At 60.0% G+C, this 13,190-nt stretch carries 10 protein-coding genes; 1 reads left to right on the top strand and 9 read right to left on the bottom strand.

Going from position 1 to position 13,190, the window contains the following annotated elements; genetic code table 11:
* Positions 1-27 precede the first annotated feature (27 nt).
* The 9 genes from L1A08_RS05190 to L1A08_RS05150 form a co-directional block, all read right to left on the bottom strand.
* Positions 28-1,044: a nucleoside hydrolase gene (locus tag L1A08_RS05190; protein ID WP_238754982.1), complete on the bottom strand. Its 1,017-nt coding sequence runs from the start codon at positions 1,042-1,044 to the stop codon at positions 28-30.
* Positions 1,037-2,017: a nucleoside hydrolase gene (locus L1A08_RS05185; RefSeq protein WP_261362766.1), complete on the bottom strand. Its 981-nt coding sequence runs from the start codon at positions 2,015-2,017 to the stop codon at positions 1,037-1,039. The genes L1A08_RS05190 and L1A08_RS05185 overlap by 8 nt, the downstream gene beginning before the upstream one ends.
* A gap of 55 nt (positions 2,018-2,072) precedes the next feature.
* Positions 2,073-3,056, bottom strand: coding sequence for an ABC transporter permease (locus L1A08_RS05180; RefSeq protein ID WP_238754977.1), 984 nt, complete (start codon positions 3,054-3,056; stop codon positions 2,073-2,075).
* Positions 3,056-4,588, bottom strand: coding sequence for a sugar ABC transporter ATP-binding protein (locus L1A08_RS05175; protein WP_238754975.1), 1,533 nt, complete (start codon positions 4,586-4,588; stop codon positions 3,056-3,058). Before L1A08_RS05175 ends, L1A08_RS05180 begins: the two co-directional genes overlap by 1 nt.
* Positions 4,585-5,565 carry a sugar ABC transporter substrate-binding protein gene (locus L1A08_RS05170; RefSeq protein ID WP_238754973.1) on the bottom strand — a complete coding sequence of 327 codons (981 nt, stop codon included), beginning with the start codon at positions 5,563-5,565 and terminating at the stop codon, positions 4,585-4,587. The genes L1A08_RS05175 and L1A08_RS05170 overlap by 4 nt, the downstream gene beginning before the upstream one ends.
* 41 nt (positions 5,566-5,606) lie before the next feature.
* Positions 5,607-6,554, bottom strand: coding sequence for a ribokinase (rbsK, locus tag L1A08_RS05165; protein ID WP_238754971.1), 948 nt, complete (start codon positions 6,552-6,554; stop codon positions 5,607-5,609).
* A 283-nt stretch (positions 6,555-6,837) separates the two neighbouring features.
* A complete protein-coding gene (locus tag L1A08_RS05160; protein ID WP_238754968.1) occupies positions 6,838-7,881 on the bottom strand; it encodes a nucleoside hydrolase in 1,044 nt (347 codons plus the stop codon).
* 26 nt (positions 7,882-7,907) lie between these two features.
* A complete protein-coding gene (locus L1A08_RS05155; protein WP_238754966.1) occupies positions 7,908-8,939 on the bottom strand; it encodes a LacI family DNA-binding transcriptional regulator in 1,032 nt (343 codons plus the stop codon).
* A 545-nt stretch (positions 8,940-9,484) separates the two neighbouring features.
* Positions 9,485-11,101 (bottom strand): arylsulfatase, encoded by a 1,617-nt coding sequence (locus L1A08_RS05150; RefSeq protein ID WP_238754963.1) that lies wholly within the window; start codon positions 11,099-11,101, stop codon positions 9,485-9,487.
* Positions 11,102-11,580: 479 nt separating this feature from the next.
* Here L1A08_RS05150 and L1A08_RS05145 point away from each other — a divergent pair, with 479 nt between their 5' ends.
* Entirely contained in the window at positions 11,581-13,110 is a 1,530-nt protein-coding gene (locus L1A08_RS05145) for an alginate export family protein (protein ID WP_238754962.1), read from the top strand.
* Positions 13,111-13,190: the final 80 nt, after the last annotated feature.

Raw genomic sequence — 13,190 nt, 5'->3', positions numbered from 1 at the left:
ATACCCCCTGACGGGCCACCCGTCGAACTACTCGGGCGAGTGGATGCGCGACTTCTGCATCATCAGTTCCTCGATCTGCTGCGTCAGCTTATCGGGGGTTCCTTTGATGATCACATAGGCGTGCTTCTTTCGCCAGTCGGTACTCCAGCGGGAGTGTCCGTCGGAATCGAAGATGGCCCGGCCATCGCGGCGGACTTCCCACAGTTCAGGCTGCGGTCCACGGACGGCGAGCAGGACAGCCGCCTGGTCGTGGCTCGGCTTGCCGTGATCGATCGCGAAGCCCTTTCCGAAGGGTCGAAGTTGGAACGCCCGGCGGACCGGATTGTATCTGGGCGCGTGCTGCAGGCAGTCGCCGGTGATGATCGCTTTTCCGACTTCGTACCCCTGCCAGAGGATCTCCCCCGGCCAGAGATTCGCAACCGTCACCGCCGCGGCCGGGTCGAGTTTGATGTTCGTCTCGGGCCGTTCGGTTTTCGGGAAGCCGCCCCCCATGATGACCGTAAGACGAACCTTGGCGGCGATCAGCTCCGGCCCTGAAAGCGGACTGTGTTCATCCGCTTCCGAGTTGTAGAGATCTTCAAGATTGCTCAACGCTCCGACACTGCAGATGACCACAGACTTGTCGGGTTGAGCAGCCAGCCTTTTCCGATACACCATCAACGCATCGGAACATTCTGAGTCCGGGGGCGTGTCGTGCGGAAACCCGTCCCGCAAAGCCGGCGTGTAGGAACTGGGCGACGGGTCCGGAGTCTTCGATTCATCCTTGTCAGTCCCGATCGGCGTGTCGCCGTGACCGTACCAGGTGTTGATCGCATCCACCGCCGCAGCCGAGGCCTCGGACGGACAATGGCGGTTCGTCACCACGGCCAGCATCTCAGCTTCACCGCGATCAACCAGGGCATTCAGCACCGCCAGTGCCCCGGCGTCGTCGCAGTCGTTGGCCATGTCAGTATCGAGGATCACCTTCACCGGCTCGGCGGCCTGCAGCATTCCCGCGTTCAGAAAGAGTCCCAAAGCCAACTGCAGTACAAGCGTCTTATTCATGGCCGGCTCCCTTCAACGGCGGTTGACTGGTCAGACTGCGGAGGCATTCGACGACTCGAACTCGTTGCAGATCGGTCATCGTCAGGAAGCGATCCCGTTCCGATGCCCCGGCGTCGTAGCGGCAGTAGCCGTCGTCTTCAATGGTGACCTTGCCCGTGCCCGACAGCCCGAAATAACCATCGTTCGGGCGGACGGCATACAGGACGCTCGTCAGATCCCAGCTCGGGCGATCGTGGTTCGGCCCGCTGTGCAGCAGGTACGATTCGCGAACGATGTGATGATCGACGTAGTCGAAGTCGCGATGGATACTGCGACGGGGGTAGCGAGTGGCGATGCCGATCTCGAATCCACTCCAGATGACCGGCACCGACTCGGGCCATTTCGCGGCGAACCGCTGCATCGAATCAATGCCGTTTTTGACGTTCGCTTCCAGAAAATGGTCATCGCCCCGGATCGGCTCGAACGCTCCCGCCATTACCGAGACGAGTTTCACCTTCTGCTTGATCAACTCGACACCATTGAGCGGACTGATTCCATCCGGCTGCGATTCGACCAGATCAGCCAGATTCGCAGCCAGCCCGACCTGAACCAGCACCACGGAATGATCGTCTGCTTCCGCCAGTGTCTTTCGCAGCAGATCGACGGCGAGCGGAAGCTCATCGTTCGATCTCACATCATGCGGATAGCGGAGTTCCCCGTTGTCTTTCTCGTTAATGAGGTCCAGGTACTTGCTCTCCCGGACCTGAGCATCGCGGGTGACGCCGATCGGAATATCGGGTCGGTTGTAGAACGTGTTGACCGCATCGGTGAATGGGCCGGTGAGCGGATTGATCTTCGAGATCGTGACGGCAAGCAGTTCGCATTCGCCGCGATCGGCCAGTGTGTGCAGCATCGCCAGAGCGAGCACATCATCGACATCGCCGGTGATATCGGTATCGAAAATGACCTGCACCGGACGGTCATCGGCTGCCATCACGGACTGACACAGAACGCCAGTCAACAGCAGCGCCCCGAGGAATCGGCATGTGTTATTGAGCACGGGAGTTTCTCTTTCGTTGTCGAAGGGCATCCAGCAGCACGGCTATGACAATCACGCCGCCGGTGATGATTCGTTTGATGGGGTCTGTGGCCCCGACATGGGCCAGACCGGTTTGCAGCACGGCGATAATCAGCACGCCGAAGAAGGTGTGAATAACGGATCCGCGCCCCCCCATCAGGCTCGTTCCGCCGATCACGCAGGCTGCAATTGCCGCCAGTTCGAGCCCGACGGCCGCATTCGGATCAGCCGAGGACAGCCGCGACGTCTGCATCACACCCGCCACCCCGCAAAGGAGTCCGCTGATGGTAAAGATGGCAATCGAATACGGAGCCGCATTGATCCCCGACATCCGGACCGCCTCGGCATTCGTCCCGATCGCCACTGCGTAACGTCCGAAGACCGTGCGAGTGAGCAGAATCTGCCCGGCGATCACGACCACGATCGCGACCAGAAAGGCCGGGGAAATCGCCAGGCCGGGAATCGCGGTGCCGATCCATTCGACTTTGGAGCCGATGTATTTCGTCTGGGAATCGGTCGCCAGATACGCAAAGCCGCGGGCCATCTCGAGCATGCCGAGCGTGACGATAAACGACGGGATCCGCGCCTTCACACTGATCAATCCGTTGATGAGACCGCACAACGCGCCGACGAACAGACTCGCCGGAATCGCCGCGGCCAGCGGCAGGCCCTGATCGATCATCACCACGCCCATGATCGACGAGGACAACGCGAGCAGCGAACCGACCGAAAGATCGATGCCGCCAATGATCAGCACGAGCGTCATCCCGACGGCGATCACGGTCAGGTCGGGAATCTGATTGAGCACCGAGGTGACGGTCGACGCCGACAGAAAGTTTCGACTGCTGAGACTGAAGATCACGATCAACAGCAGCAGCACGCCGAGCATTCCGGCATACGGCAGCACCGAGGCCAGCAGAGCCGAACGACGGGAGGACTTCGCAGGTTCCGACATCAGGCCGCTCCTTCCGATGTTGAGCCGTAGCCGGCGAACGATTGTCGCATAATGGTCTCCGTCGACCAGTTATTGCGGCGGTTGACTCCGACCATCCGGCCAGCCGACATCACGCCGATGGTGTCACACGTTTCGTACAGTTCTTCCAGATCGCTGCTGACAATCACAATCGCCTTTCCCGCCGCGGCCAGTTCTTCAATGAGGGCATGAATTCTCCTTCGAGCCGCGACGTCGATTCCGCGAGTTGGTTCATCGAACAGATAGACAGCGGCTTCTTCGACCAGCCATTTGCCGACCGCGACTTTCTGCTGATTGCCGCCGCTCAGCGTTCCGACGGGCTGTTCGATTCCGTTGCAGCGGGTATCGAGTCGCTTCCGGAGTTCTTCCGATTCGCTACGCTCGCCGGCCCGATTGATCCAGCCGAGCCGCTGAAACTGCTGCTTCAGACTGACCAGCGTGGAGTTCATGCGAATCGACTGAGCCAGCAGCAGACCGGTTTCCTTGCGGTCTTCCGTCACCATGGCGAAGCCATGCTGGACCGCCTGCCAGGGATGCCGGAAGCGGTACTTCTGCGGCTCGCCATTCAACTGGAGAGCCCCCTGCTCCGCGACATCGGCTCCGAACAACAGCCGCAACAACTCGGTCCGGCCGGAACCGACCAGCCCGGCGATGCCGAAACGCTCGCCAGCGTGAACGGTGAAAGAAACATTTCGCACGACCGGTTCGCGGGTCAGTCCGTTCACCTCCAGCACGACACGATCGGTCTTCTTCGAGACAAACTCCTGCACCGGTGAAGTCACTCCCGTGGAGTTCGTCATCAGGTCGACCATCTGGTCGGCTGTCACGTCCTTCGCCGATCTCGTCGTCACATGCCGGCCGTCGCACAGGACGGTAATCTCATCGGCCAGCCGAACCACTTCTTCGAGACGATGACTGATATAGATCATCGCCGTCCCCTGCTCGCGGAGTTGTTCGAGCCAGTGAAACAGCCGCTCCGTTTCGCCGCCACTCAAAGCAGCCGTCGGTTCATCGAGAATCAGCAGCCGGCACTCCCGATCGAGAGCCGAGGCGATCTCGATCATCTGCTGTTGGCCGATTCCCAGCTCGCCGACGGGCTGATCGACCGGAATGTCTTTCAGGCCGAACCGGTCCAGAGCCTGCCGGGCCTGCTCCCGCTGTTCCCGCCGATTGACGAAGCCGAGCCGGTGCGGCATCCGCCCGAACATCACATTCTCGGCGACCGTCAGCGTTGGAATCAGGTTCAACTCCTGTTGAACGATCTGGATCCCGGCGGCTTCCGCTTCACTCTTCGTACGGGGAGCGTACGCGGCTGCATCGAACATCATCGATCCGCCGGTTGGCTGCGTCAGTCCCGAGATGATCCGACACAGCGTGCTCTTCCCGGCACCGTTGGCACCGAGCAAGGCGTGAATCGTCCCAGATCGCACGTCGAAGCTGACCTGATGCAGCACGCGGACGGCGTAGTCCATCGTGATCTCAGTCAGGCGAAGCAGAGGCGTCGCGGCACTCATTCGCCCAGATCCTCAGCCGTGATCAGGTCGACCGGCGTTTCACGGTCTTCGACCTCAGCGTCGGAATCGTCGATCAGCTTCAGGGCGTACTCGATGCCATACACGGCCAGCTTGTCGCCATGCTGATCGGCCGTCGCCAGAACCTTGCCTTCTTTCATCGCCTCCCGGACGGCGGGAATGTTGTCGAAGCCGACGACGAGAACCGGATGGTCGAGCCCCGCACTCTGCACGGCGGCAACGGCACCGAGAGCCATGTTGTCGTTAGCGGCCAGAATCGCTTTGATCTCCGGATGCTCACTCAGCATCGACGAGGCCACCGTATTCGCCTGGCTCATTTCCCATTGAGCCGACTGACTGGCCACAATATTGATGTCGGCGGCTTTCATCGCTTCTTCGAAACCGAGCCGCCGCTGAGTACCGTTGAACGAAGTCCGAATCCCTTCCAGCACAGCGACGGCGTCCCCTGCTGCGAGTTTCGTCGCCAGATAGTCGCCAACCTTCTTCGCTCCGGCTTTGTTATCCGGCCCGACAAACGGAATCGAAACGCCTTCCTGCTCCAGCACTTCCTGATCGAGGCGGTTATCGATGTTGATCACCACAATGCCGGCTTTCTGAGCCCGACGCAGAGCCGGGACGAGAGCTTTGGAATCGGCGGGGGCAATCACGATGGCATCGACGCCGGCGGCGATCATCTCTTCCACCAGCGCGACTTGCCGACTGAGGTCCCGCTCATCTTTGATACCATTGACGATCAGCTCGTACTCCTCGGCATGGGCAGCCTGATGCTCTTCCGCCCCCTTCGCCATCGCCGAGAAGAAATCGTTGGCGAGCGACTTCATAATCAGAGCGATGCGGGGCTTGCCGGAGTCGGATTCCGCCGAACCGGACGTGTTGCCGCCGTTCTCGCCCGGAGCACAGCCGAGGACCGTGCTCATCGCGAATGTGGCCAGCAGAAAAAGTCTCTGAGCAGTTTTCATGGTGTCCCCTTCAAAGGGCCTGTTTGATAGTGTGATTCGAGTTAGTTGTCCGTCGTGCTTGCGGGCTGCTGCAGAAGCGATTCGACCTCGTCGCGTCGCGGCATCGCCGGTTGAGCGCCGTGTCTGGAGGCCGCGAGGGCACCGGCTGCACAGGCGAAGCGGGTCGCCTGCAGCAGATCGCCCGTTTCCATCCAGCGGACGGCGAGGGCTCCCGCGAACGCGTCGCCGGCTGCGGTGGTGTCGACCGCTTCGACGACAAACGGAGCGAGGAACTCCAGCGTCTCGCCATTACAGAGGACGGCTCCTTCCGAGCCGAGCGTGATAATCGCGTTCTTCGCACCACGACGCACCAGCTGCCACGCCGCCTGCCGGGCATCCTGCACCGATTCGACCGGCGTCCCCAGCAGAATCTCCGCCTCCGACTGATTGGGGCAGATCACATCGACCCTCAGCAGTTCTTCCGGGAGATTTTCGACGGCGGGAGCCGGGTCGACGATCACTTTCACCCCGGCTTCACGAGCGATATCGATCGCCGCCAGCACGGCATCGAGCGGAATCTCAAGTTGAACGACGAGGACATCCGACTGCCGAATTATCTCGGCATGCTGTTCGACATCAACCGCGGTCACTTCCCCGTTGGAGCCGGGGACGACAACGATCGAATTCTCTCCCGAGTCCTCGACCATCACGACGGCGAGTCCACTGGAGATATTCGGCGTCCGCAGAACATGGTCGGTCGCCACGCCTTCATTGTTCAAATTGTCGATGAGCCGATCGGCAAAGCTGTCGCTGCCGACGCGGCCGAGATGAATCACGTCCGCTCCGAGACGAGCCGCTGCGACGGACTGATTCGCCCCCTTGCCCCCGGGACTTTCCACGGAGTCCGTAGCCGTGATCGTCTCCCCGGGCGCAGGCAGCTTGCGGGAACGAACAACGAGATCCATGTTGATGGACCCGACGACAGTGATACGCGGTTTGGTACCGGACATGTTCATTCTCGTTGGGTCCGTTGCGGACGGGGATCCTTAAAAATCGAGAGTTCATCTGGGTAGCCCCGGTTGCTCCGCTACCGGGGCCGACGCAGTCGGCAAGAGGTCTCAAACATCGCCTCGAACTGGGAGATTGCGACAGACCTCCTGTGGCTTCGCCACCCCGGTTGAATCAACCGGGGCTACCCTCAAAGTCGTTCATTCAAAACCGTAGATCAAAGAAACAAGGCCCGCTGTGGATTTCGGGAGGACGCTTTCCGCGTCCGCACGGCGGACCCTACTCTTAGTTCTGGTGCGGGGGTTCGCTGGAGAGGAAGATGAGGGCTTCCTTGACGCGGATCTTCTGGGCCTCGTCGAGCGTAAGATACTGATGCTTGCCTTCCGAGTCGGCTCGGAACGTGGTCAGTCCGTCATCGGCGACATCGACGTAACCCGATTCCGACAGTCCGAAGTAACCACGATTCGGTCGCACAATCTGCAGAACGCTCGTCAGGTCCCAGGTGGGGCGATCGTGAGGCGGCGGGTTGTAGAGAATGTAGGCTTCCTTGAGCGGATGATGTTCAACGTAATCGTAATCCTGCTCGATACTTTCATGCGGATATCGCAGGTTCAAACCGATCTCATATCCACTCCAGATGACCGGCGTCGGCCATTCCTTCGCCAGCTTCTGATTGGACGGGATGTCCTTGATGATATTGTATTCCTTGTGATCGTACGGTTTCCCTTCGCGGTTCGGGATCTGCTCGAAAGCCCCCGCCATAATCGACAGCAGCTTCACCTTCTTTGCAACCAGATCCTTGCCGGAGAGCGGGCTGATGTCATCCGGCTCGCTGTCGAGCAGGTTGGCGAGGTTTGTTGAAAATCCGACCTGGGCGATAGAGACCGAGTTGTCTTCGGCATCGGCCAGAGCCTGACGCAGAACCGTAACGGCAGCCGGGGCGTTCTTCCCCGATCGCAGGTCGTGCGGATAGCGGTCCTTTCCGTTGTCCTGCTTGGACGCCAGCACATTGAACCGGCCCGCTTCCGGCGTCACGCCGCTGTCGCAGACACCGATTGGGATCTCGCCCCGTCCGTAGAACGTGTTGACCGCATCGACAAACGGAGCAGCCAGTTCGTGATCCTTGGTAATCGTCACGGCGAGCAGCTCGCATTCGCCCCGACTCTGCAGCGCGTGAATCAAGCCGAGAGCCAGCACGTCGTCGATGTCGTTCCCACTGTCAGTATCGAAAATCAACGGCACCGGCTCGCCGGCTGCACTAAAGTTGACCAGCCCACCCGAGACAATCGCTCCGGCGAGAAGAACAAGATAAAGAGGCTTCCAGTTCATGAGTTTGCTTTCTGAATAGGTGTCTCTCACGACTCAATCGATGCGATGGAGCCGCGCTGATGAATTTGAACAGGGATGCGATGGACTTTCTTGCGGGGCTTTTTCCCCGATGTCATTTGATCAATCAGCAGCCGGGCGGCCGTCCGGCCAATTTCGCTTACGTTCTGTGAGGCGACCGTCAACGGCGTGGCGACGTACTCGGCGAAGGGATGATCGTCGAACGTGACGAGCGACAGGTCTCCCGGAACCGTCAACTCGGCTTCGCGAATGGCTCGCATGCAGCCGAGGGCGATCTGATTGCTGAATGCGAACAGGGCGGTGAGTGATTTCTTTCCGGACTTCAGCAGCATTCCGGCAGCCCGATAGCCGGACTCTTCACTGAAATGCGTCCCGACAATCTGCTCTGGATCCCATTCGATGCCGGCTCGCTCGAATTCAGACTGTACGCCTTCGAGTCGCTCTTCGTTCGGCAGCGTCCCCGGTTCCCCCTGGACGATGCCGATGTGGCGATGGCCGGCTTCAATCAGCAGCCGCGTCAGTTGAGCCGCCCCGAGGGTATGTTCGGACGTAACGGTCACGGTAGAACCGTCGGAGAAGCCGCGGTCGACATGCACAAGCGGAATGCCCGCTGCCTCGAGCCGCTGAAGATGACGCGATTCGTGCCCCACGGGGCAGACGACCAGCCCTTCGACCTGCCGGGAGAGAAACTGTTCGACCGCCCGCTGTTCGGTCGCCGTCTGCTCACCGGTGTCGGCCAGCAGGACGGCATAGCCATTCTCCTCGGCGGCCCGGGTCACTTCACGAGCGATCGCGGCAAAGAAGGGATTGGCCACATCGGGCACAACCACGCCGAGCAATCCGGTCTTCTGAGAACGCAGCGCCTGAGCCGTTCTGCTCGGACGAAACTTCAACTTCTGAGCCGCCTGCTGGACGGCGGCTTCGGTCCTCGAACTGATGCGATACTCCCGCGCCTTCCCGGCCAGGGCGCGAGAGGCCGTCGACACGCTGACCCCAGCGGCATCGGCGACCTGTTGCAACGTCGAGGGTGAAGAAGACACGGCGGAATTCCGGAAATGACTTAGAACAATCGTTTGTGCAAGATGGCAAACCAGAGACAGAATTGCAAGCGTTGATGGGTCTCTGGGGGTGTCGATGTTCCAGTCGACGTGAAAGAAAGGCCTCCTGTTGCGTTGCAACGTCGAACCGTTCACGGTGCGCATTCAACACAGAGATGAATCTCTGTGCCATCCCTGCGATCCCAAATGGCTGGGCTTCATTAAAGAGGATGGCTCAGACGCGTGCGTCTGAGTGGCGCAGCCACAAGAGGTCGCTCACCGGCATTGATCCAGAAAGCCCACCCAGTCCACCCGGGTGGCCCCGAAAGATTCTTTCGGGGCGGCGCAGCCGTCGGAGTACGGAGTTGGACGGCTTATTGTGAAGTGACTTCGTTGTCAGGAGGGAAGACGGGGGAGGGTCGAGATTTCACCCTCGTCAAACGGCGGTCTCCTACGGCTGCGCCGCCCTGATAGACAAGCTATCAGGGCCACCCCTGCAGTGTTCTTCCCGGGACTTCGTCACCCAGACGGGTGGGGTGACTTTCTAATCAGTGCGAACGGAGGTACTGGACTTCGTAGTCTTCGGGAAGAGGCGTGACCTGATTCGCTTCGGCCCAAGTGTTCCATTGCTGGTGCAGATCGGCGGCGATTTCGGGATGCGCGCGGATGAGGTTGTTCTGTTCAACGCGGTCGCGCTGCATGTCGTACAGTTCCCACGGCCGATCGCGGAAGGCGACGAGTTTCCAGCGGCCGGCGTGAATTGCTCGATTGCCTTCGTGTTCGAAGAAGAGCGGTCGCTCCACGTTCGTGGACTTCACATACTTCTGCAGACTTTGCCCCGGATAGCGGTCATCGACCGTTCCGCCCGCCGCTGTTACGAGCGTGGGGAGAAGATCAATCAGGTGTAGCGGGATGTCGCTGATCTGTCCGCCATCCGTATGGTTTCGAGGATCGAAGACAATACAGGGCGATGTGATTCCTCCTTCATGGACATAGTGCTTATACATCCGGAAGGGCGTATTGCTGGCGTTCGCCCAGCCGGAGCCGACACTGTGGAAGGTGCCGGGCGTTCCCATCTGATCGAGTTCGTCGCCGCGATGCAGAATGTTGTTCGGACTCGAAGAGATGTCGAAGCCGTGCGGGTCCCATTCGGCACAGGCTCCGTTATCGGAGAGGAACACAATGACGGTGTTATTAAGTTGATCGGACTGTTCGAGTTGCTCGACCACGCGACCAATCTGTTGATCCATGCGGTCGATCATCGCGGCATAGATCGCCATGCGTCGGGCGAGATCGGCTCGGCGGTCCTCAGGGAGATCGGTCCACGCCGGGTTGATTCCCGTTTCCGTTTCTCCGTAGTTCGCGTAGGGAGAACGAGCCGTCAGCGGCGTCTCGGGCGGCAGGATGCCAAGCTCTTTCATACGAGCCAGCCGCTCTTCGCGAATAACATCCCAGCCGTCGTGATAGCGGTCGGCATAGCGGGCGATGTCTTCCTGCGGAGCCTGCAGCGGAAAGTGCGGAGCGTTGTAGGCCAGGTACAGAAACCAGGGCTGATCCGGATTGCTCTGCGCGATTTCCAGAAACTGCAACGCATGATCGGTCACCGCATCGGTTGCGTAGAACTTGTCGGCGGGGTACTCGATTCGTTTTCGATCCGCCGGAAGTCGCGTGAAATGATCGGGATCCCAGAAGGTCTTTGCACTCACGAGGGTGCCGTAGAATTCAAGGAAACCGTGAGCGGTCGGATCGTCGGTGCCGAGATGCCACTTCCCCGCAAGATAAGACTGATAGCCGAGCGGCTCGAGCACCTCGGCGATGGTCGGAACGCCGGGAGTCACGCGGCCCCGATAGCCGGGCCGCTGGAGATCCTGCGTCATATGGCCCAGTCCAACCGCGTGCGGATACTGCCCCGTCAGCAGGGCTGCTCGCGACGGACAACAGCGTGAAGTCGTGTAGAAGCGGGTGAACCGCGTCCCCTGCCCGGCCAGTCGATCGAGATTGGGCGTGTTGATTTCTCCGCCATAGCATCCGAGGTCACTGAAGCCGAGGTCGTCTGCGACGATGACGAGGAAGTTCGGCTGCTCGGCGGCGAATGTCGGCACGAATGGAGCGGCGGCGATTCCAAGGAGAAGGATCAGGGAGCGGATGCCGAACGGCGGATTCATGAGCCAACCTCGGTTGAATTTCGGATTTCAGCGCGAACAACACCACGCTGTCCGGGACGGATGAGTCGTGACTGAGGAGAAGTTGATGGACAAATCGTACACGGCGGCCCGTCTGCTTCGCATCTCCACGTGTTGATTTTAACGATTAGGCAAGAACGTCCGGCACTGGGCGGCAAGCCGATTGCGTTCATGGCAGGCCCCTTAAATCGGCAAAGTCGCGAATTCCCGGAATTCCGATTCAAGGAGTACCCGACCAGTTTCGCGTTCTGAACGAGGCGGGTCCGGAGAGACCGATCACGAGGGTCGGCCGCTCGGGCGTCGCGAATGTTGAAGGAGCAACGTTCCAGGTCCATCCATGACCGGCGGGTTTCAGGGAGGAGCAGAGGTTGAGGCAAACGCCCCGCGCGAAGTGCCTCCACGAACTCCCGCATTGACACACTTGCTCTTCGATTCGTTCGAACTTCCAGGAAGGAATTCAGATGTTGTTTAAGAAACTCGCCCTGGCCACCGGGGTCGGCGCTTTACTCGGCGTCTGCTTTGCCGACTCGCTGCCAGCCGCAGAAACGAGCGGCAGCGACATCCGCCTCGTCTCCTGCTCGACGGAGGACTGCTGCGACGACTGTGTCGACCGCTGCGTGGATGACTGCGTCGACGGCTGCTGCTCAATCGATGTCTTCGAAGATTGCGAGAAGCCGTTTCTCCCGGAACTCGAACCTATTACGTTCGAGAACTGTGTCTGGAAGGGCGAAGCCGGGATGGCGCTTCGTTATCGCTATTTGCATGAGATGAACCGTCTGCGACCGGGCGGGCCAGGCTTGAGCAGTTACGATCAGTGGCGCTGGACGCCGCACGCCTCCGTCACCTGGAACGATATGGTCACCGGTTACGTCGAAGCGATCGACTCCAGCACCTTCGGCGAAGAACTGCCGATCCTGCCGATCGATGAAAATCGGGCCGACCTGCTGCAATATTATGTTGATGTCAAACTGATGGAGCTGGAGAACGGCGAAGTCCACGGCCGCTACGGACGGCAGACGCTGCTCTACGGCGACCAGCATGTGATGTCGCCTCTCAGCTGGGCCAACACCTTTCGGAACTTTGAAGGCTACAAAGCCTACTACAAAGGAAAGGAATGGGACATCGATGCCTTCGCCGTCCAGCCGGTCAACGGGGCGGCTCGGGGCACGGTCTTCAAAACGGAATCGTTCGACACGCCCGACCAGAGTGAATGGGTCAACGGCGTTTACGCGACCTATCGTGGCCTCGACGAAGGGACGATGGATCTCTACTGGATCTGGGATGTGGAGAACGAGCCGGCTCTGAATCGTCAGGACGGGAATCGTCACACATTCGGTGCCCGCTACTACGGGAAGAAAGAAGTCAAAGACTGCTGCGACACCGTGGAGCGAACCTGGGACTACGATATTCAGGGAGCCTTTCAGGTCGGCGAAGATGACTTCCAGTCGGGGGGACCTGATCTCGATGTCTTCGCGGGATTCTTCAATGCGACCGTGTCCCACACCTGGAACAAGGTCGACATGAAGCCGACGGTCTTCGCCCTGTACTACCTTGGCTCGGGCGATGAGGATCCAACCGACGGACGCGACAGCACCTACTTCTCGCTGTATCCGCTGGGACACGCTTACTGGGGTATTCTCGATAACCTCGGCGGGCAGAACATGGTCGACTACTCGATTGGCTCCAGGATCGCACCGACGGAGAAACTGTCGCTGCTCGCTCAGTGGCACTGGTTCGACAAGCACCGGGCGCAGGATTACGTCTACAACATCGCCGGCGCTCCGCTGGGCCCGCGGTCCACAGACGTGGGCGGCACCGAAGACAGCCACATCGGGAACGAGCTCGATCTGATTGCAACGTACGTCGTCAACAAGAACCTCACCCTGCAGAGCGGCTACTCCTGGTTCTGGTATGGCGGAGCCGTGACGAACACCGCACTGAACCGGGACGATGCCCGTCAGTTCTACTTCCTGGCGAACTATCAGTTCTGAGATTCGCGATAAGAACACGCAAACCTTGTCTCTCGACGAAGCAGGGCCGGACCTTCCGGCTCTGCTTTTTTTGTTGCCTG

Source organism: Rubinisphaera margarita (assembly GCF_022267515.1).
In the GTDB taxonomy this organism is placed as follows: Bacteria; Planctomycetota; Planctomycetia; order Planctomycetales; family Planctomycetaceae; genus Rubinisphaera; species Rubinisphaera margarita.
The sequence above is the reverse complement of the archived record's forward strand: the minus strand, read 5'-3'. Positions and strand labels throughout refer to the sequence as shown.

Coding starts and splice junctions, on each gene's coding strand:
- L1A08_RS05150 (WP_238754963.1), bottom strand. CDS start 11,101: ATGAATCCGCCGTTCGGCATCCGCTCCCTGATCCTTCTCCTTGGAATC.
- L1A08_RS05180 (WP_238754977.1), bottom strand. CDS start 3,056: ATGTCGGAACCTGCGAAGTCCTCCCGTCGTTCGGCTCTGCTGGCCTCG.
- L1A08_RS05160 (WP_238754968.1), bottom strand. CDS start 7,881: ATGAACTGGAAGCCTCTTTATCTTGTTCTTCTCGCCGGAGCGATTGTC.
- L1A08_RS05170 (WP_238754973.1), bottom strand. CDS start 5,565: ATGAAAACTGCTCAGAGACTTTTTCTGCTGGCCACATTCGCGATGAGC.
- L1A08_RS05190 (WP_238754982.1), bottom strand. CDS start 1,044: ATGAATAAGACGCTTGTACTGCAGTTGGCTTTGGGACTCTTTCTGAAC.
- rbsK (WP_238754971.1), bottom strand. CDS start 6,554: ATGTCCGGTACCAAACCGCGTATCACTGTCGTCGGGTCCATCAACATG.
- L1A08_RS05175 (WP_238754975.1), bottom strand. CDS start 4,588: ATGAGTGCCGCGACGCCTCTGCTTCGCCTGACTGAGATCACGATGGAC.
- L1A08_RS05185 (WP_261362766.1), bottom strand. CDS start 2,017: ATGGCAGCCGATGACCGTCCGGTGCAGGTCATTTTCGATACCGATATC.
- L1A08_RS05145 (WP_238754962.1), top strand. CDS start 11,581: ATGTTGTTTAAGAAACTCGCCCTGGCCACCGGGGTCGGCGCTTTACTC.